The following is an 18586-nucleotide window of genomic DNA, read 5'->3' as shown; positions in this document are numbered from 1 at the left end:
TAAAGCCATGCAGATGAATATGATGATGAACGGCATGTGTATGATGTGCTGTCATATTTGTGTGCATGAAAGACGGAACGGGCTGGTCGGATAGACCTGTAAGTATAGCATAGGAAGCCGCGATCCGTACTGGATCCGCGGCTTTTTTGTGTCATAGGAAATTCCTTGGAATTCCTTATGACACAAAAAGGCACTAACTGCTTCCTGTGACAAAAAAACAGTAGTGGCATCTTTTATGCGACAGGGTATCAATGCTGTATATTCGGAAAAAGAGAGGGGAAAAGACCATGGAGCAGAGAAAGGAAGCGATCATCTGCCTGGAAGGACTGGGAAAGCAATTCCAGACAACGAACGGAACGGTAACCGCGTTAGATGATATTAACCTGGAAATCCTGAAGGGCGAGATTTTTGGAATTATCGGTCTGTCAGGTGCAGGAAAGAGTACGCTGGTCCGGTGTATCAATTATCTGGAGATACCGACGGCGGGACGGGTTATTTTTGAGGGACAGAACCTGTCGATGATGAAGGAGTCGGAGATTCGGAAAGCCAGACAGTCGATGGGGATGATTTTCCAGCAGTTCAATCTTCTGGCACAGAGAAATGTACTCCAGAATGTGTGCTTTCCGATGGAGATTGCCGGTGTCCCGAAAGCAGAGGCGAAGAAACGGGCGGCTGAGCTTTTAAAATTAGTCGGTCTGGAAGAACGGATGAAGGCATATCCGGCACAGCTCTCCGGCGGACAGAAACAGCGAGTGGCGATTGCACGCGCGATGTCCACGAACCCGAAGGTGCTGCTTTGCGATGAGGCGACGAGTGCGCTCGACCCGAATACGACAAAATCGATTTTGGAGCTTCTCAAGAAGATTAACCGCGAACTCGGTATTACTGTGATCGTGATTACCCATGAGATGGCAGTTATTGAGTCTATCTGTGATCGTGTGGCGATCATCGACCACAGCCACATTGCAGAGTCTGGCAAGGTATCAGAGATTTTCTCTGGTCCGAAGTCGGAGATTGGGCGGCAGCTGATTTTAGGAGAGACGGCAGGGCAGAAGACAAGCTTTGCCAGAGCGCGTCAGATCCGCGTTATTTTCAATGGACAGGAATCTTCGGAGCCAATTATTTCTAATATGGTATTAGCCTGCAAGGTTCCGGTCAATATCCTTCTCGCGGATACCCACGATATTGGGGGCAAGGCGATGGGACAGATGCTTCTGCAGCTCCCGGAGGACGAGGTAGATGCAGGGCGTATCTGCAATTATTTAAAAACGGTCGGTGTGACCTATGAGGAGGTGCGCTAAGATGGTATTTGATGCGAAGACAGTCAGTATGCTGGTAAAAGAGACCTGGAGAACCTTATATATGGTAGGTCTTTCTTCCCTGATTTCTTATTTGATCGGCATCCCGCTCGGCGTGGCGCTGGTTGTAACCGATAAAGACGGCATCCGTCCGGTGCCGCTGTTCAACAAAGTGGCGGGCGTGATTGTCAACCTGCTCCGTTCGGTGCCGTTTATCATCCTGTTAGCGATGGTAATGCCGCTGACCCGCGCGATCGTGGGAAAGACGATCGGAGCAAATGCGGCAGTTGTACCGCTGGTAATCGCGGCGTTCCCGTACATCAGCCGTATGGTAGAGGCATCATTAAAGGAAATTGATGCAGGCGTGATTGAAGCAGCAAAATCAATGGGCGCTTCAACCTGGCAGATTATTTTCAAGGTGCTGCTTCCGGAGTCCAAGCCGTCCCTGTTAGTCGGCGCGGCGATTTCGATCACGACAATCCTCGGATATTCCGCGATGGCAGGCTGTGTCGGCGCCGGCGGTCTGGGCGATGTGGCGATCCGATATGGATACCACCGTTATCAGGCAGATATGATGCTGATTACCGTTGTGATTCTGGTTATTATCGCACAGCTGATTCAGGAGATCTTTACGCGGAGTTCGAGAAGAAGTGATAAGAGAATCCGTTAATAAGATATTTACAGAAATGAAATGCAGCCTATCGTCTGTGGCAGATGCAGGACATTTCTGAAATATAAATTTAAAGTAACTGTTCAGTAGGTCTGCGCATTTACTGCGCTGACCATACGAAAACATGGACCAGCAGGCAAAAATCCCATTGCCGTAGGCAATTTTTAATGGATTTTTGCGTGTGACTGTGAAGGTACTGAACAGCTACAATTTAAACACACAAAGAGGAGGAAATCACTATGAAAAAATCATTCTTAGGAACCACATTCCTGGCACTGCTGGCAGCTGCATCCTTAGCAGGCTGCTCTTCCAGCTCGAATGAGACAACTGCTGAGACCGCTGCAGAGACAGCAGAGGAGAGCACCGCAGAGGCTAAAGAGGCAGACGGCGATCTGGAGAAGCTGGTAGTAGGTGCAAGCCCGGCACCGCACGCTGAGATCCTGGAAGCTGCAAGAGACCTTCTGGCAGACAAGGGCTACGATCTGGAGATCGTAGAGTATACTGATTATGTACAGCCGAACAACGCACTGGAGTCCGGCGATCTGGATGCAAACTACTTCCAGCACAAACCATATCTCGATACCTTTAATGAGGAGAATGGCACTCATCTGGTAAGTGCAGGCGCAATCCATTATGAGCCATTCGGCATCTACGCAGGCAAGAGCGATTCTTTAGATGAGCTGGCTGACGGCGCAGAGGTTCTTGTGCCGAACGATGTAACCAATGAGGCAAGAGCACTTCTGCTTCTTCAGGATCAGGGTCTTCTGACACTGAAAGAGGATGCAGGTCTGACCGCAACTATCAATGATATTACAGAGAACCCGAAGAACCTGGATATCGTAGAGCTTGAGGCAGCACAGCTTCCGCGTTCCTTACAGGATGCGGATATCGCAGTTATCAACGGAAATTACGCAATCGAGGCTGGTTTAAAGGTAACCGATGCTCTGGCAGTAGAGTCTTCTGACTCTCTGGCAGCCCAGACATACGGAAATGTCGTAGCAGTCCGTGAAGGTGACGAGGAGAGCGACAAGACAAAAGCTCTGATGGAAGTCCTGACAAGCGATGATATCAAAGAGTTCATCGAGACGAAGTATGATGGAGCGGTTGTTCCGCTGTTTTAATTGACGGCAGGAATTTGATTACAGCAGCGAAATGGGGAAGAGGCGGATGCTTTGCGGTGAAAACCGCAGGCGGAGGCCTCTTCTTTCTATTTATGGGAATGTGCGTCAGATGAAAAACGTTTTGCGTGAATTTTTTAGAATCATGTGATAAAATAAAACAAAAAATGGATAAAGGTGACAGGTGGGTGATAAGAATGGGAATTCATATACAGAATAGGAAAAAGGGCTTTACGTTGGCGGAGCTTTTGGTAGTCGTTGCGATTGTTGCCATTTTAGCTGCAATTTCTGGCATCAGAATTTACCAACCTGTGCCGAAAACCTTGACATTTTCCTGAAAAACCTCTATGATAACAAGGAACTGAAAAATGAAAGGCAGTGAAGAAGAGGAGTACACATAGAAGCCCTGACAGAGAGAACCGCGCAGGTTGAGAGACGGTTCCGGGAAACGGATGTGGAAGGTAGCTTCGGAGCCGGATTTCTGAAAAACCGCGTTCTGCTATGACTTAGGAATGCTGTGAAAGAGAGTGGTGGATAAGAGATCCCGGGAGTTCCCGTTATAGAATCAAGAGGATTGGGGTAAAGTCTGGATGTGTGCAAAGAAAACACCGGCAGGCGGAAATCCTGATTGAATTAAGGTGGTACCGCGTATATGACGCCCTTTGCAGATGATATGTCTGCAAGGGGTTTTTTCATTTCATAGGAAATTACGTCCTATGAAACAAAAAACGCTCCGCGAGGATGCGCACTCGCGCGAAGCAGAAACATGCCGCAAGCGACCGCGCTCGGCGCGAGAATGTGCCAAGGCACATTCTTTTCATAGGAAACGCGCTTCGGAAAGGACAAAACAGATGAAAAAACAGGGTCCGCTGACAAGCTGTGATACGTGCGGCAATTATGTCTATGACGATGATTATGGGTATTATCTGTGCGAGGCAGATCTGGATGAGGACGAGATGGCGGCATTTTTAAGCAACCAGCGTTTTGTCTGCCCGTACTACCAGACGGATGATGAGTACAAGATTGTCCGGAAACAGATGTAAGAAACTGCATCGGAAATTACACAAAATGAAGGTAAATAAGATGCGGTTCATGATAGAATGCGAGGATAAACAGCATTTGATGAGTTAAAACACAAAAGGAGAATCGATCAATGAAAGAACTGGAAAAGACATATAATCCGGCGGATATTGAAGATCGCCTGTATCAGAAATGGCTGGACAGCAAATATTTCCACGCCGATGCAGAGCGCGGACGCAGAAACGGCAAGAAGCCGTTCACGATTGTGATGCCGCCGCCAAATATTACCGGACAGCTTCATATGGGACATGCGCTGGATAACACCATGCAGGATATCCTGATCCGTTACAAGAGAATGCAGGGCTATGAGGCACTGTGGCAGCCGGGTACCGACCATGCGCGATCGCAACGGAGGTTAAGGTTATCAATAAGCTGAAAGAGCAGGGCATTGACAAGCATGATCTGGGTCGTGAGGGCTTCCTGGAGAAAGCATGGGAGTGGAAAGAAGAGTACGGCAGCCGTATCGTAAAACAGCTTCACAAGCTGGGTTCCTCCGCTGACTGGGACCGCGAGCGTTTCACGATGGACGAGGGCTGTTCCGAGGCGGTTCTGGAAGTATTTACCAGACTGTATGAAAAAGGTTATATTTACAAGGGATCCCGTATCATCAACTGGTGCCCGGTCTGCCAGACTTCCATTTCGGATGCCGAGGTAGAGCATGAGGAGCAGGACGGCTTTTTCTGGCACATTAATTACCCGATCGTCGGCGAAGAGGGACGTTTCGTCGAGATCGCAACCACCCGTCCGGAGACGCTGTTAGGCGATACTGCGGTAGCTGTCAACCCGGAGGATGAGCGCTACAAGGATATCGTAGGCAAGATGTTAAAACTGCCTCTGACCGACCGAGAGATTCCGGTCATCGCGGATGAGTATGTAGATAAAGAGTTCGGTACCGGCTGCGTAAAGATCACACCGGCACATGACCCGAACGACTTTGAGGTAGGAAAACGCCACAACCTGGAAGAGATCTGCATCATGAATGACGATGCAACCATCAGCGTACCGGGCAAATATCAGGGCATGGACCGCTACGAGGCGAGAAAAGCCATGGTAGAGGATCTGAAGGAAATGGGACTTTTAGTCAAAGTCGTTCCGCATTCCCACAACGTAGGTACCCACGACCGCTGCGGCACAACCGTAGAGCCGATGGTAAAACCGCAGTGGTTTGTCAAGATGGAAGAGATGGCGAAACCGGCGGTAGAGGCACTTAAATCCGGCAGACTTAAATTCGTTCCGGAGAGTTTCGGAAAGACGTATCTGCACTGGCTTGAGGGCATCCGTGACTGGTGCATTTCCCGTCAGCTCTGGTGGGGACACCGGATTCCGGCTTATTATTGTGATGACTGCGGCGAGATGACCGTTGCCAAGTGTGCACCGGCGGTATGCCCGAAATGCGGCGGCACCCACCTGCATCAGGATGAGGATACGCTGGATACCTGGTTCTCCTCCGCCCTGTGGCCGTTCTCCACGCTCGGCTGGCCGAAGGATACACCGGAATATGAATATTTCTATCCGACCGACGTGCTGGTAACCGGATACGATATCATTTTCTTCTGGGTTATCCGTATGGTATTCTCTGGTCTGGAGCAGACGGGCAAAGAGCCGTTCCACACCGTCCTGATCCACGGTCTGGTACGCGACTCCCAGGGACGCAAGATGAGTAAATCCCTTGGAAATGGTATCGATCCGCTCGAGGTTATCGACAAGTACGGCGCCGATGCACTTCGTATGACCCTGATGACCGGTAACGCACCGGGCAACGATATGCGCTTCTATTGGGAACGTGTGGAAGCAAGCCGTAACTTTGCAAACAAGGTATGGAATGCATCCCGTTTCATCATGATGAACATTGAGAAAGCGCCGGTAACGGATGTGAAGCTTTCTGACCTGCAGATGGCTGACCGCTGGATCCTCTCCAAGGTCAACACGCTGGCAAAAGATGTTACCGAGAACATGGATAAGTACGAGCTGGGAATCGCCCTCCAGAAGGTTTACGATTTCATCTGGGAGGAGTTCTGCGACTGGTACATCGAGATGGTAAAACCGAGACTCTGGTCCGAGGAAGACACCACCAAGGCCGCTGCACTCTGGACCCTGAAAACGGTTCTGATCCAGTCCTTGAAACTGCTGCATCCATATATGCCGTTCATCACCGAGGAAATCTTCTGCAATCTGCAGGATGAGGAACCGTCCATCATGATTTCTTCCTGGCCGGAGTACAAGGATGAGTGGAATTTCGCAGACGAGGAGAAAGCTGTAGAGACGATCAAGGATGCAGTCCGCGCGATCCGCGGCGTCCGCACATCCATGAACGTACCGCCGAGCAAGAAGGCAAAAGTATACGTTGTATCAGAGGATCCGGAAGTTCTGGCCATCTTCGAGCACAGCCGTGTCTTCTTCGCAACTCTTGGCTATGCGAGCGAGGTTGTCCTTCAGAAGGACAAGAGCGGAATCGCAGACGATGCCGTATCGGCTGTGACTGCAAAGGCAACCATCTATATGCCGTTTGCAGAGCTGGTGGATCTGGACAAGGAGATCGAGCGTCTGACCAAGGAAGAGGAGAAGCTGAAAAAAGAGCTTGCCCGTTCCGAGGGCATGTTAAGTAATGAAAAGTTCGTCAGCCGCGCACCGGAGGCAAAGATTGCCGAAGAGCGTGAGAAGCTGGAGAAATACCGCCAGATGATGGCACAGGTACAGGAGCGCCTGGCACAGCTGCGGAAATAGTTGAATATGAAGTAAAAGGCAGGATCGAGAGATCCGCCTGATGCGTGAAATAAGCCGATGTGTATGGGGAAAACTATATGCATTGGCTTATTTGCAAAGAAGGAACCGAAATTATTCTGTTTTTTATCTCAGTCGAGAAGACTCCCACCTCTTCTGGTGGTGAGTAATAGCAAATTTGTCTCAGTGGGAGTCCATTCTCCGACTGAGATAAACGCTCCGCGAGGATGCGCAGTGATTCTGTAAAGAATATGTCAGCTCGCTGACCAGAATCACGCGCCAAGTCTCACGGACGTTCGACTTGAATTGTTTGGAAGGTGCGTTCTGTGAAAAAACAAAAAATGTACCTTGATAGGTTTCTGCGCTGAGGAAGGAAAACGCCCGGGAAAATGGCGGACTGCATGGAATTCCTATTGACAAAGTAGGAATTCCGCATTACAATCACTGATAAACCAATTAAAATAATATGAAATAAGAAAAATATATAAAAAACAAATTTGCTGATATAGCAAATAGACACAGGAGGATGACATCGTGGCTTATCAGATAGAGACAACTTGTATTTGCGGAGATCCGGAAACTTCTAAAAACCATTCTTTTGGCGCTGTTTCAGTACCGATTTACCAGACGGCGACTTTTGCCCACCCGGGTATTGGGGAATCGACCGGTCATAATTATACGCGTGAGAGCAACCCGACCAGAGACGAGCTGGAAAAGACGGTTTCGGCGCTGGAAGGAGCGGTTGATACCGTTGCCTGCACATCCGGTATGGCGGCGATCTCGCTGATGATGGAGCTGTTTGACAGTGGCAGCCATTTTGTATGTACCGAGGATCTGTATGGCGGTTCCGTCCGTATTTTTGAGGCACTGGAAAAGAAGCGCGGTTTTTCATTTTCCTATATAAATACAGCCGATGTGGAGGCGGTTGAGAAGGCGATCACGGATCAGACGAAGGCACTCTACATCGAGACACCGAGCAACCCGACGATGCAGGTGACCGATCTGGCGGAAATGAGCCGTCTGGCGACGAAGCACGGACTGCTTCTGATCGTGGACAATACCTTCCTGTCCCCGTATCTGCAGAATCCGATCGCGCAGGGCGCGGATCTGGTTGTCCACAGTGGCACGAAGTTTTTAGGCGGTCACAATGATACGCTGGCTGGATTTTTATGTACGCCGATCAAGGCGCTGGCAGAACAGATCCGGTATCTGTTCAAGACGATCGGAAGCGGACTTTCTCCGTTTGATTCTTTCTTAGTTCTGCGCGGCATCAAGACTCTGTCAGTGCGTGTGGAACGGCAGCAGGAGAATGCGATGAAGATCGCGAGCTGGCTGAAAGAGCAGAAAAAAGTAACGGATGTCTACTATGTAGGACTTCCGGAGCATCCGGGTTATGAGATCAACCAAAAACAGAGCCGCGGCGCGGGCAGCATGATTTCGTTCCGCACTGATACAGAGGAGACGGCGAGAAAGGTGCTGGAGCGCGTGAAGCTTATTTCCTATGCGGAGAGTCTGGGCGGCGTGGAGTCCCTGATTACCTATCCGATGCTGCAGACACACGGCGATGTGCCGGTTGAGATCCGGGAACGTCTTGGAATTACGGAGACATTTTTACGTCTGTCTGTCGGTATTGAAAATGTGGATGATCTGATTGCGGATCTGGAACAGGCGTTAGCGTAAAAAGAGGATAACTGTTCAGTAGGTCTGCGCATTTACTGCGCTGACCGTACGAAAACATGGGCCAGCAGGCAAAAATCCCATTGCCGTAGGCAATTTTTAATGGATTTTTGCGCGTGACTGTGAAGGGACTGAACAGTTACAAAAGAGGATAGATATGTCTGGTATCGGTTTTGCATGGGCAGTGGGATATGGGCATGGATGACAGGATGCCAGAGTGAAAACCGTTCATTGACAGGAACGATGGATTGGGAGGAAAATGCATGAAATACGATTTTGACAAAGTGGTGGACCGGCATGGTACCAACTGTTTAAAATATGATTTTGCCATCGAGCGAGGAAAACCAGCGGATATTTTACCGCTTTGGGTGGCTGATATGGATTTTCAGACGGCTCCGGCGATTTTAGAGCGGCTGGAAGAGACAGTAAAACATGGTATTTTCGGCTACAGTGATGGAAAAGAGGGCTATTTTGCGGCAGTCCAGAACTGGTACCGGGAGCGCTTTGGCTGGGAGACGAAACCGGAGTGGCTGGTGAAGACACCGGGCGTTGTATTCGCGCTGGCGGCGGCTGTCCGGGCGTATACGAAGGAAGGCGACGGCGTGCTTCTGCAGCAGCCGGTTTACTATCCATTTTCGGAAGTAATTACGGACAATGGACGTAAGATTGTCAACAGCCCGCTGAAAATCACGGATGGCTATTACACGATGGATTTTGACGACCTGGAAACGAAGATCGTCGAAAATAAGGTAAAATTGTTCCTGCTTTGCAGTCCGCACAACCCGGTCGGACGTGTCTGGAGCGAGGAAGAACTGCGCCGGGTTGGCGAGATTTGCCTGCGTCACGGTGTGCTCGTGGTCAGTGATGAGATCCACAGTGATTTTACCCGCGAGGGACATCCACACACAGTATTTGCGAAGCTGGGTGCAGAGTTTGAGCAGAACTGCCTGATCTGCACGGCACCGTCCAAGACGTTCAATCTGGCGGGACTGCAGATTTCCAATATCTTTGTGCCGAACCCAGAGCTTCGGAAGAAACTCTTAAAGGAGATCACGGCGGCAGGCTACAGCCAGGTCGGTCTGATGGGACTGGTAGCATGCCAGGCGGCGTATGAAGAGGGAGCGGAGTGGCTTGCACAGCTAAAAGCGTATCTGGAGGAGAACCGGAAGTTTGTGAAGGCGTATCTGGAAGAGCATCTGCCGGAAATCCGTCTGATCGAGCCGGAGGGAACCTACCTTCTGTGGCTGGATTTTAAGGCGCTTCATTTGAATGAAAAAGAGCTGGAACATCTGATCGTGGACAAGGCACATCTGTGGCTGGACAGCGGCGCGATGTTCGGACCGGACGGCGAGGGCTTCGAGCGGATCAATATCGCATGCCCGCGGGTGACGGTGGAGAAAGCGCTGAAGCAGCTGGAAGCGGCGATCCGCGGATAAAATTGATTGGGTCACGAATCAGAACCCGTATAAATAAAACCTGCCGCAGGCAGACTGTATCCCCCATATAAACAGTCTGTCTGCGGCAGGTTTTTTGACTTCATAGGAACATTATTTTATGAGAACCGGAACACCGCAGTTCCATACGCCGGAAGCGGGTACGCGAAGGAGTATGGCTGTCCGTCACATTCGCTCTTGATGGAGCGGTAATGGCTGATCTTATCGCCGCGCTTGTAGTAGCCGTGTTCCTGGTCAAGCAGCAGCGTGTAGGTGCCGCGTTTCGGAACACCGACGCGGTAATCGTCGCGGTCTACCGGGGTGAAGTTGCAGATGAAGAGAAGATTCTTTTTCTGTGTTTCATCGCGGCGGATAAAGCTGAAAATACTGCGGTCTCCGTCGTTGGCGTTGATCCACTGGAAGCCGTCATACTCCTCGTCCAGGCGGTAGAGCGCCGGATATTTGTGGTAGAGCGTCAAAAGTCCTTTCACATAATTCTGGAGGTCGGCATGGAACGGCTCTTTCGTAAGGTACCAGTCGAGGGAGACTTTTTCATCCCATTCATGGAACTGACCGAAATCCTGTCCCATGAAGAGAAGTTTCTTGCCCGGATGTCCGAGCATGAAAGTGTAGCCGACTTTCAGGTTGGCAAATTTATCCTCGTATTCGCCCGGCATTTTGTTGATCATCGAGCATTTGAGGTGGACGACCTCGTCGTGCGAGAGCACCAGAATGAAGTTTTCGCTGGTGCAGTAGGTGATGCCGAAGGTCATTTTGTTGTGGTTAAATTTACGGAAATACGGGTCGAGCTTCATGTATTCGAGGAAGTCATGCATCCAGCCCATATTCCATTTGAAGGTAAATCCAAGACCGTCCTCCTCCGGGCTCTTGGTAACGTTCGGCCAGGCGGTGGATTCCTCGGCAATGATGATGGCGCCGTCCTTCCGGCCGCGGATCACGCTGTTTAAATGTTTGAAAAACTCGATGGCTTCGAGGTTTTTGTTGTCGCCATATTTATTTGGTACCCACTGTCCGTCCTGGCGCCCATAGTCTAAGTAAAGCATGGAAGCGACGGCGTCCACGCGCAGACCGTCGATGTGGTATTCATCGAGCCAGTAGAGCGCGTTGGCGATCAGAAAATTGGATACCTCGTTTTTGGCATAATCAAAGACCTTGGTACCCCAGTCCGGGTGCTCGCCTTTGCGCGGGTCGGCATACTCATAGAGCGCCTGTCCGTCGAAATCGGCAAGTCCATGTGCATCCTTCGGAAAATGCGCCGGAACCCAGTCTAGGATGACACCGATGCCTTTTTTATGTAAGTAATTGACGAAATACATAAATTCCGTCGGGGTTCCGTAGCGGGAGGTCGGGGCAAAATAGCCGGTTACCTGATATCCCCAGGAGCCGTCATACGGATGTTCGGCGATTCCCATGAGCTCTACATGGGTGTAGCCCATTTCCAGGACATAGTCAGCCAGCTCATGCGCGGCTTCCATGTAAGTGTAATAACCGTCCTTTTCCGGGCGGTTTTTCTTTTTCCAGGATCCTAAGTGAACTTCGTAGATAGAGATTGGCGCCTTGACCGGATCGGTGCCCGCGCGCGATTCCATCCATTTGGAATCGTTCCATTTGAAGCCGCGGATATCGGCGGTCACGGAAGCGGTTCCCGGACGGTATTCTGCCGAAAATGCATATGGATCTGCCTTAAATAAAATCGTTCCCGTGTGCGTGGTGATGGCGAATTTGTAGAGCTGTCCCACGCCAAGTCCCGGTACGAAGAGCTCGTAAATGCCGCTGTCTGCGACCGGCTTCATCGGGGTTGCATCCGGATTCCAGGCGTTGAAGTCGCCGACCAGGCTGACGGCGGCTGCGTGCGGCGCCCAGACCGCGAAATAGTAGCCGTCCTGTCCGCGATATGTATAAGGGTGTGCGCCCAGCTTGTGGTAGAGCTGGTAGTGGCGGCCTTCTCCGAAGAGATACCGATCAAGCTCGCCGATCACGCCAAGTCCCTCTGTCTTTGGTTTTTTCGATGTGGTTCGTTTAGTAGTGGAAGCTGCTTTTTTCATAAGGTTACCCCTCCGTGATTCCGAGAATAACAGCGCTGTTACCCTCTAATTCTATCTGAATTTTGTTTGTATTCTTATCGATCAAAAACGATTTTCCGGTAATCAGATCCGTAGCTTGTTCCGCTGTCGTGTGGAATGGAAGTGGAACTTGTAAATAAGCGGCGTTGTCATCGTTGTTGGCAGCGGTAAGGATCGCCTGGTGGTCACCGTGTCTGGCAAATGCGTACTGCCGGTTTGTCAGCAGAAGTTCCTGATAACGCCCACCGTGAAGCGCCGGTTCGGCGGCGTGGATGGCGGCGAGTTTCTGGATCAGAAGTGTAAGCGGTGTCACGGTGCCTGCGCTGGTATCTGTGTTTGAGCCTGTGGTGCTTGAAGTGGTCTGGCAGCAGGTGTTTGCGCCTGCGTGTATGTTTGGGCCTGTGGCGCTCGAAAAGCTCTGGCAGTTGCCATCTGTGCGGATGCCGGTGTTTTGTCCGTCGCTGGTCTGCATTTCTTCTGCAAGCGGTCTCGGCGGCAGGATTCTCGGACGGAGTTCCGTATCAGAGTTGTGTCCGCGGCGTCCCTGAATGCCCCATTCACTTCCATAATAGATGGACGGAATGCCCGGAAGAGTGAACAGCAGCGTATAAAGCGGCGCAAGATGTGCCGGATTTAACAGTTTGCTTGCGATCCGGTCTTCGTCGTGGTTGTCCACAAAGGTGTAGAGATCCCGCCCCACCGCTTCGAGGCGGCGGACATTGTGTGCCAGTTCGAAATAATTGTGGTCGTTGTGCGCGGAATAGATACTTTTGTGCATCTCGTAGTTGGTGACGGAATGAAGCATCTGCGGATTGACCCAGCGGGCGTATTCGCCGTGGATGACTTCGCCCATCAGCCAGAATTCCGGCTTGATTTCATTTGCCAGCCGGCGCAGTTCCTGCATAAATTCAAAGGAAAGATCGCCCGCGCAGTCGAGGCGGATACCGTCGATGTCAAATTCCTGCACCCAGAAACGGACAGTGTCAAGCAGATAGTTCCGCACTTCCGGGTTTCGGTGGTTTAAGCAGGGAAGCTCCCAGATGCCGTGCCAGGATTCATAGCCGAAGGAATCGCCCGGCGGGCTGCCCCAGCCGAAATTGACGTTCCTGTACCATCCGGCGTAAGGGGACTGGTCACGGTGCGCCTGCAGGTCGCGGAAGGCGAAAAATTCGCGACCGGTGTGGTTGAACACGCCGTCCACGACGACGCGGATGCCATGCTCATGGCAGCAGTCCACGAAAGATCGGAACGAAACGTTGGTTCCCAGCCACCGGTCGATGAGCCGGAAATCGCGGGTATCATAGCCGTGCGTGGATGATTCAAACAGCGGTCCGATGTAAATCGCGGAAATATGCAGGCTCTCTAAATAGGGAATCCACTGCATCAGTTCGTCCATGCGGGAATCGGAGGAAACGTCCCTGGTGCCATCCGCTGTCCCATCGGAGACAGGATAGGGATTGGCAAACGGTGCTCCGGTCATTCCCAGAGGATACATATGGTAAAAGATAGCTTTGTCGTACCAGGCTGTCATGAGAAAGGTCCTCCTTGTGTCGGTTAAATGGTATTTTCCTGTTGTTTAATATGTCGTAAAAGGAACTGATACCGGAGGTGTGCGGCTTTCAGTTCGTAGATATAGCAGTCAATCAGAGTCGGATCGACGACCTCTTCAAAATGGTTGAAAACGGTGTTGATCGTGCTCATGGTCTGTCGCAGTTCTGTCAGCAGCTCCGGGTCAGGGTGGGCGGAAAAAATGTCCGTGCTGGTGCTCCCGGAGCAGTGGGTGCGGTTGTGCTTCATGGTTTGATGCTCTCTTTCTGAATCCTATAAATTGGTACAACGATCAGTATATTCAGAAAATGGAAAGATATGCATCCTGGTTCAGGCGTTCATGGAAAGCACGGATTCCAGCAGATGTCCGAGCTGCATCAATTTCCGGGTGCTGTCTTCGATCGAGAGGTAATAATAATTGCAGGTTCCCTCCCGGTGGACGTCGATCAGCCCGGCTGTCTTTAAGATCTTCAAATGGTGGGAAACTGCCGGGCGCGACAGGCTGGTCCGTTCGGTGATTTCCCGGACATTTAAGCCGTGCGGACGGGGCTGGGTGGGCAGGCTGATTGGACGGTCATCGTTTTTATCCGGCTGATTTGTGTTCATAGGGGTGTTTTTTGTGCGTCCCGTGAGGGCTTCGTCCGTCAGTGCTTCGATGATCGTCAGCCGTATTTCATCACCCAGTGCGATAAAAAGAGGCATACAGGTATGAAAATGCTGTTTAAGTTCTATTCCTTTTTTCATCGCGGCTCCTCCTTCTATAATGGTTTAAAAATTTAAACTAATAGTATTTTACCATTTTTTGTTTCGTCAGTCAATGGAAAGGAAAATGCTGGAATGGGTATTTATAGATAAAAAATAAAGAGATATTTTGGCAATTATTTTCAAATAACGAAATTGTCTAGCTAAAATAATGGGTTCAGATGCACAAAGTTTTTGAGATGTTTTTGGCGCATATTTCGGGTGTTTTGGGATTGACTTTTGATCAAAAACTGTTCATAATGGAGGAACATTCATGGATGGGTTCTTCCATCTGTCACGGGAATCCGGATTTCCCGTTGATCTATTATTAAGATTCTAAAAGTTAAGTTCAGAGAAATGTTCGATAATTTTTCAGGAATGTTTGAAGTGCATACAGGAAATGAATGGAAAAAGGTGGCGGTAAAAGCTGGCGCAGGACTGGCAGCTATCGTTTGCGGCAGGAGTTTTGAAAAGAGGACATACTGTGCAGAAATTGTTCGTTTCATGTATGCGAAAGAGAAGGAGGGGATGGATTGACCTTTTTGCTGCTGTTGTTTACTGGCGGCTGTGCGTTTTGGGATTTGAAAAAACGCCGTATTCCCAATGGGATGCTTCTGCTTGGCGGCCTGTTGTTTCTTTTGATTCGGTTTGGTCTGGGGATGAAGATGGGATATACGGCCGGATGGGACGGGCGGCTGCCGGGATATGGGGCGGCGCTTATGATGGGGATTGGCGAGACTTGTGGATATTTGATTCGTAGCGGGAGTTTATTGATTGTCCTGTTCCCTCTGTATCTGTTTCGCATGATAGGTGCGGGGGACATCAAAATGGCAGCCGTCCTGTTTGGTGCCGCCGGGCTGCGGCAGGGCGGGCGGATTTTCCTGTGCGGGCTGGCAGCTGCCGGAATATGGTCGCTCGTATTACTTATCCGGCGTGGGATTGCCAGGCAGCGGCTTACATATCTTGTGTTTTATTTGTACCGGTCTGCGCTTGGGGGAAGCGTCGAGCCGTACTATCTGGAAGCGCGGGATGGAAAAGAGGCATCTTTTTGTCTGGCACCGTGCCTGTTTTTGGGAGTGATTGGGGCGGAGCTGATTCGGTATCTGTAAGGAAAATGGCTTGTGATTAGGGAGGTGGCGGTGCGATGAAGCATATTCTGGCTGTGTATGACGTGGATCCAGTCTATGCGGCGCGGTTTGCAGAGGTAGTTAACCAGAAGGAAAAAATACCGTTTGAGGTGGTGGCGTTCAGCTCGATCGAGCGGCTGCGGGCATTTGCGGCGGAACATCCGGTAAAGCTTCTGTTGTTGGGCGAGCATGTTCCGGCGGAAGAAAAGGAGTCTATCCGGGCGGAAAAGGTCATTCTTTTATCGGATAATGGGGGAAAGCCGGTTAGTCCGTCAGTTCCCTGTGTCTACAAATACCAGTCCAGTGATGCGATTGTGCGCGACGTGATGACCTGGTATGGGGAAAGCCCGGGGGATCTGCCGGAGGTGTCTGGACGGGGGCTGGCGAAGGTCTTGGGAGTGTATTCGCCGGTTGGACGGTGTTTAAAGACCTCGTTTGCCCTGACAATAGGAAAACTTCTGGCACAGGAGGAGCGGGTGCTGTATCTGAACCTGGAGGAATTTTCCGGTCTGTCGGTTTTGATGAAAGAAGAATACAAGAGTGATTTGTCGGATCTGTTGTATTTTTACAACGGTGGAAGCTATAATTCGCTTCGTTTAAGCAGCGTTGTCCACACGATGGGGGAGTTGGACTATATTCCTCCGGTGCGCTATCCGGAGGATCTGGATCAGGCAGGAGAGGAGCGATCGCGGGGCTTATACGGGCAATTGCCGGGGAGAGTGCGTATGATACGCTGGTAGTGGATATAGGAAGCGGGCGCAGGACGGCGCTTTCGGTAATGAAGCTGTGCCGGGTAATCTATATGCCGATCCGGGAAGATCCGGTGTCTTTGGCAAAGCTTAAGGAGCTGGAGCAGTATTTTTCACAGACAGGAAATGGCATGCTAAGGGAACGTATTAAACGCCTGAAGCTTCCGTATCACGGCAGTTTTGGACGGGGCGATTATATTGACCAGCTCTTATGGGGAGAACTGGGTGATTATGTACGACAGCTGCTGCGGGGAAGCAGTGTGGGCGGATAATGTTCATTGTGGGTTAAATTAGAAGGGGCAAAGTCTTTTGACAGGGATAAATGGAGCGGGATTTTGCCAGTCATTCTAAAGAGTAAACGGTTGTGAGAGAAACAACTGGCAGGGGGAAGTATGCAGGAGCAGAAAATGGTTTTGAGGCAGCGTCTGATGGAGCAGATGGAGAGCCGTATGCAGGTGGAGGATGAGGAACTGCGCGACCTGATCGACATGGCGATTCTGGAAGCAGCAGAAGGGGCGTATCTGCCGTTAAAAGAGCGGCTTTCTTTGAGAAAAGAGCTGTTTGATTCATTCAGACGGCTGGATATTTTGCAGGAGCTGGTCGATGATCCGACGATCACGGAGATCATGGTAAATGGCGCGGAGCACATTTTTGTCGAGCGGCAGGGGCGTGTGGAAGAATTAGAAAAGCACTTTGATTCGGTAGGGCAGCTAGAGGATCTGATTCAGCAGATTGTAAGCCGTGTCAACCGGACGGTCAATCTGGCGTCTCCGATTGCGGATGCGAGACTGGAAGATGGTTCGCGTGTTCACGTGGTGCTGGCACCGGTGGCGTTAAATGGTCCGATTTTAACGATCCGGAAGTTCCCGGAACCGATCACGATGGAACGTCTGATTGAGTTAAAAAGTATCAGCCGGGAGGCAGCGGCATTTTTGCAGAAAGCGGTCGAGCAGGGGCTCAATATCTTCATCAGCGGAGGAACCGGATCGGGAAAAACGACGATCTTAAACGCCATGTCCGGCTATATTCCACAGGAGGAACGCATCATCACGATCGAGGATTCGGCAGAGCTTCAAATCCGCCATATAAAGAATCTTGTCAGCCTGGAAACAAGGGTGGAGAACCGGGATGGTTCGCAGGAGATTTCCATGCGCGATCTGATCCGGGCGAGTCTCCGAATGCGTCCGGACCGCATCATCGTTGGGGAGGTCCGGGGCGGCGAGGCGCTGGAAATGCTGCAGGCGATGAATACGGGGCACGATGGCTCGCTCTCAACTGGACATGCAAACAGCGCAAAAGACATGCTCTCAAGACTGGAGACAATGGTTCTGATGGCGGCAGAGTTGCCGCTTGCGGCGGTCCGGAGCCAGATCGGTTCAGCGCTCGATCTGATGGTCCATGTCGGGCGGATGCGGGACCGGAGCCGGAAGGTACTGGAGATCACGGAGGTGATAGGCTATGAAAATGGGGAAATCCGCCTTTCTCCCATCTATCAGTTTCAGGAAAGCGGGGAGGCTGATTCCGGACAGGTGGAAGGAGCACTTATCCAGGTTGGCAGATTTGAAGGGCGGCGCAGATTCGCGGGAGGAAGTGCTTTCTGATTACCGGGTTTACCACCTGACGGGGCAGGAGTGGATACGTTACCTTCTGGAGGGAACAGCGGTGTGCGCCGTGACGGCGTATGTATTCTACCGTTCATTTCTGGCGTTCGTTCTGATGCTTCCGGCGGGGATGCTGCGGCCGTTTTTTAAGAGGCGGGAGCTCTGCCGCCGGAGAAAAGAGGAACTGCGGCTCCAGTTTAAGGAAGCGATTCAGATTGTGGCTTCGGCGCTGGCTGCAGGCTATTCGGTGGAAAATGCGTTTATCGCGAGCGTGCGCGATCTGGAAGAACAATACGGAAAAGAGGGGATGATTACCCGTGAGTTTTCATACCTGGCAAGTCAGCTTAAAATGAACCGGACCGTGGAGGTGCTGCTTTCTTCCTTTGCAAAGAGGAGTGGTCTGGATGAGGTGGAAAATTTCTCTGTTATTTTTACTGTATCCAAACGGAGCCGGGGTGAGCTGGCAAGCGTGGTTCACCATGTCGTTCACGTGATTTCGGATCGCATACAGGTGCGGGAGGAAATTCTCACGATGACGGCAGAAAAGCAGTTTGAACAGAGAATTATGAACCTGATGCCGTACCTGATTGTGCTCTACGTGGATTTGTCATCGCCGGGGTTTTTCTCACAGATGTATGAGACAGCGGTGGGGCGGGTGGTGATGACCGGGTGTCTGGTGGTCTATCTGCTGGCATGGAGGGTATCGGGGAAAATTCTTCAGATTGAGGTGTGAAACATA

General features: G+C 50.9%; 17 protein-coding genes, 1 pseudogene and 1 other annotated feature. Of the genes and pseudogenes, 14 read left to right on the top strand and 4 right to left on the bottom strand.

Annotated features, from left to right (window positions below; translation table 11 throughout):
* The first annotated feature begins 287 nt into the window (after window positions 1-287).
* The 8 genes and pseudogenes from DWX91_RS10165 to DWX91_RS10125 all read left to right on the top strand — a co-directional run bounded on the left by DWX91_RS10165 (window position 288) and on the right by DWX91_RS10125 (window position 10000).
* Window positions 288-1301 (top strand): methionine ABC transporter ATP-binding protein, encoded by a 1014-nt coding sequence (locus DWX91_RS10165; protein ID WP_118538739.1) that lies wholly within the window; start codon window positions 288-290, stop codon window positions 1299-1301.
* 1 nt (window position 1302) lies between these two features.
* A complete protein-coding gene (locus tag DWX91_RS10160; protein WP_118538737.1) occupies window positions 1303-1968 on the top strand; it encodes a methionine ABC transporter permease in 666 nt (221 codons plus the stop codon).
* Window positions 1969-2207: 239 nt separating this feature from the next.
* Window positions 2208-3089 carry a MetQ/NlpA family ABC transporter substrate-binding protein gene (locus DWX91_RS10150; RefSeq protein WP_022358728.1) on the top strand — a complete coding sequence of 294 codons (882 nt, stop codon included), beginning with the start codon at window positions 2208-2210 and terminating at the stop codon, window positions 3087-3089.
* Between the two features lie 194 nt (window positions 3090-3283).
* Complete coding sequence (locus DWX91_RS16935; protein WP_207664030.1) at window positions 3284-3424, top strand: type IV pilin protein; 141 nt, start codon at window positions 3284-3286, stop codon at window positions 3422-3424.
* 31 nt (window positions 3425-3455) lie between these two features.
* Window positions 3456-3752 (top strand) — a binding site (T-box leader).
* Between the two features lie 185 nt (window positions 3753-3937).
* A complete protein-coding gene (locus DWX91_RS10140) occupies window positions 3938-4129 on the top strand; it encodes a DUF6472 family protein (protein ID WP_022358726.1) in 192 nt (63 codons plus the stop codon).
* A gap of 110 nt (window positions 4130-4239) precedes the next feature.
* Window positions 4240-6890 (top strand): annotated as a pseudogene (locus DWX91_RS10135) (valine--tRNA ligase).
* Between the two features lie 531 nt (window positions 6891-7421).
* A complete protein-coding gene (locus DWX91_RS10130; RefSeq protein WP_022360405.1) occupies window positions 7422-8567 on the top strand; it encodes a trans-sulfuration enzyme family protein in 1146 nt (381 codons plus the stop codon).
* Between the two features lie 260 nt (window positions 8568-8827).
* Window positions 8828-10000, top strand: coding sequence for a MalY/PatB family protein (locus DWX91_RS10125; protein ID WP_118538735.1), 1173 nt, complete (start codon window positions 8828-8830; stop codon window positions 9998-10000).
* A gap of 116 nt (window positions 10001-10116) precedes the next feature.
* Here DWX91_RS10125 and glgB read toward each other — a convergent pair whose 3' ends face one another.
* The 4 genes from glgB to DWX91_RS10105 all read right to left on the bottom strand — a co-directional run bounded on the left by glgB (window position 10117) and on the right by DWX91_RS10105 (window position 14373).
* Window positions 10117-12063 carry a 1,4-alpha-glucan branching protein GlgB gene (gene glgB / locus DWX91_RS10120; protein WP_117796594.1) on the bottom strand — a complete coding sequence of 649 codons (1947 nt, stop codon included), beginning with the start codon at window positions 12061-12063 and terminating at the stop codon, window positions 10117-10119.
* A 4-nt stretch (window positions 12064-12067) separates the two neighbouring features.
* Window positions 12068-13612 (bottom strand): alpha-amylase family glycosyl hydrolase, encoded by a 1545-nt coding sequence (locus tag DWX91_RS10115; protein WP_243099017.1) that lies wholly within the window; start codon window positions 13610-13612, stop codon window positions 12068-12070.
* Window positions 13613-13635: 23 nt separating this feature from the next.
* Window positions 13636-13878, bottom strand: coding sequence for a YaaL family protein (locus tag DWX91_RS10110; RefSeq protein WP_107001765.1), 243 nt, complete (start codon window positions 13876-13878; stop codon window positions 13636-13638).
* 81 nt (window positions 13879-13959) lie between these two features.
* Entirely contained in the window at window positions 13960-14373 is a 414-nt protein-coding gene (locus DWX91_RS10105) for an ArsR/SmtB family transcription factor (RefSeq protein WP_242995792.1), read from the bottom strand.
* A 384-nt stretch (window positions 14374-14757) separates the two neighbouring features.
* Here DWX91_RS10105 and DWX91_RS16625 point away from each other — a divergent pair, with 384 nt between their 5' ends.
* The 6 genes from DWX91_RS16625 to DWX91_RS10080 all read left to right on the top strand — a co-directional run bounded on the left by DWX91_RS16625 (window position 14758) and on the right by DWX91_RS10080 (window position 18580).
* Window positions 14758-14907, top strand: a complete 150-nt coding sequence (locus tag DWX91_RS16625) for a hypothetical protein (RefSeq protein ID WP_182427988.1) — start codon at window positions 14758-14760, stop codon at window positions 14905-14907.
* Window positions 14904-15479 (top strand): prepilin peptidase, encoded by a 576-nt coding sequence (locus DWX91_RS10095; RefSeq protein WP_182427989.1) that lies wholly within the window; start codon window positions 14904-14906, stop codon window positions 15477-15479. The genes DWX91_RS16625 and DWX91_RS10095 overlap by 4 nt, the downstream gene beginning before the upstream one ends.
* A 35-nt stretch (window positions 15480-15514) precedes the next feature.
* Window positions 15515-16237 (top strand): hypothetical protein, encoded by a 723-nt coding sequence (locus tag DWX91_RS10090; protein WP_412693879.1) that lies wholly within the window; start codon window positions 15515-15517, stop codon window positions 16235-16237.
* The gene (locus tag DWX91_RS18130) at window positions 16237-16518 is read left to right on the top strand and encodes a hypothetical protein (RefSeq protein ID WP_243024601.1); all 282 of its coding nucleotides are present in this window, start codon (window positions 16237-16239) and stop codon (window positions 16516-16518) included. Before DWX91_RS10090 ends, DWX91_RS18130 begins: the two co-directional genes overlap by 1 nt.
* A 120-nt stretch (window positions 16519-16638) precedes the next feature.
* Window positions 16639-17847, top strand: coding sequence for a CpaF family protein (locus tag DWX91_RS10085; RefSeq protein WP_333523633.1), 1209 nt, complete (start codon window positions 16639-16641; stop codon window positions 17845-17847).
* Window positions 17798-18580 carry a type II secretion system F family protein gene (locus DWX91_RS10080; RefSeq protein WP_243015269.1) on the top strand — a complete coding sequence of 261 codons (783 nt, stop codon included), beginning with the start codon at window positions 17798-17800 and terminating at the stop codon, window positions 18578-18580. The genes DWX91_RS10085 and DWX91_RS10080 overlap by 50 nt, the downstream gene beginning before the upstream one ends.
* Window positions 18581-18586 lie beyond the last annotated feature (6 nt).

The organism is Clostridium sp. AF22-10, from assembly GCF_003478725.1.
Taxonomy (GTDB): Bacteria; Bacillota; Clostridia; order Lachnospirales; family Lachnospiraceae; genus Otoolea; species Otoolea fessa.
Note: the sequence above shows the minus strand (reverse complement) of the source record. Positions and strands in the feature narration are given on the sequence as shown.

Bases quoted from the DNA above. Each gene is read 5' to 3' on its own strand.
- DWX91_RS10110 (WP_107001765.1), bottom strand. From the start codon at position 13,878: ATGAAGCACAACCGCACCCACTGCTCCGGGAGCACCAGCACGGACATT.
- DWX91_RS10085 (WP_333523633.1), top strand. From the start codon at position 16,639: ATGCAGGAGCAGAAAATGGTTTTGAGGCAGCGTCTGATGGAGCAGATG.
- glgB (WP_117796594.1), bottom strand. From the start codon at position 12,063: ATGAAAAAAGCAGCTTCCACTACTAAACGAACCACATCGAAAAAACCA.
- DWX91_RS10115 (WP_243099017.1), bottom strand. From the start codon at position 13,612: ATGACAGCCTGGTACGACAAAGCTATCTTTTACCATATGTATCCTCTG.
- DWX91_RS16935 (WP_207664030.1), top strand. From the start codon at position 3,284: ATGGGAATTCATATACAGAATAGGAAAAAGGGCTTTACGTTGGCGGAG.
- DWX91_RS10105 (WP_242995792.1), bottom strand. From the start codon at position 14,373: ATGAAAAAAGGAATAGAACTTAAACAGCATTTTCATACCTGTATGCCT.
- DWX91_RS10150 (WP_022358728.1), top strand. From the start codon at position 2,208: ATGAAAAAATCATTCTTAGGAACCACATTCCTGGCACTGCTGGCAGCT.
- DWX91_RS10160 (WP_118538737.1), top strand. From the start codon at position 1,303: ATGGTATTTGATGCGAAGACAGTCAGTATGCTGGTAAAAGAGACCTGG.
- DWX91_RS10125 (WP_118538735.1), top strand. From the start codon at position 8,828: ATGAAATACGATTTTGACAAAGTGGTGGACCGGCATGGTACCAACTGT.
- DWX91_RS10090 (WP_412693879.1), top strand. From the start codon at position 15,515: ATGAAGCATATTCTGGCTGTGTATGACGTGGATCCAGTCTATGCGGCG.
- DWX91_RS10140 (WP_022358726.1), top strand. From the start codon at position 3,938: ATGAAAAAACAGGGTCCGCTGACAAGCTGTGATACGTGCGGCAATTAT.
- DWX91_RS10165 (WP_118538739.1), top strand. From the start codon at position 288: ATGGAGCAGAGAAAGGAAGCGATCATCTGCCTGGAAGGACTGGGAAAG.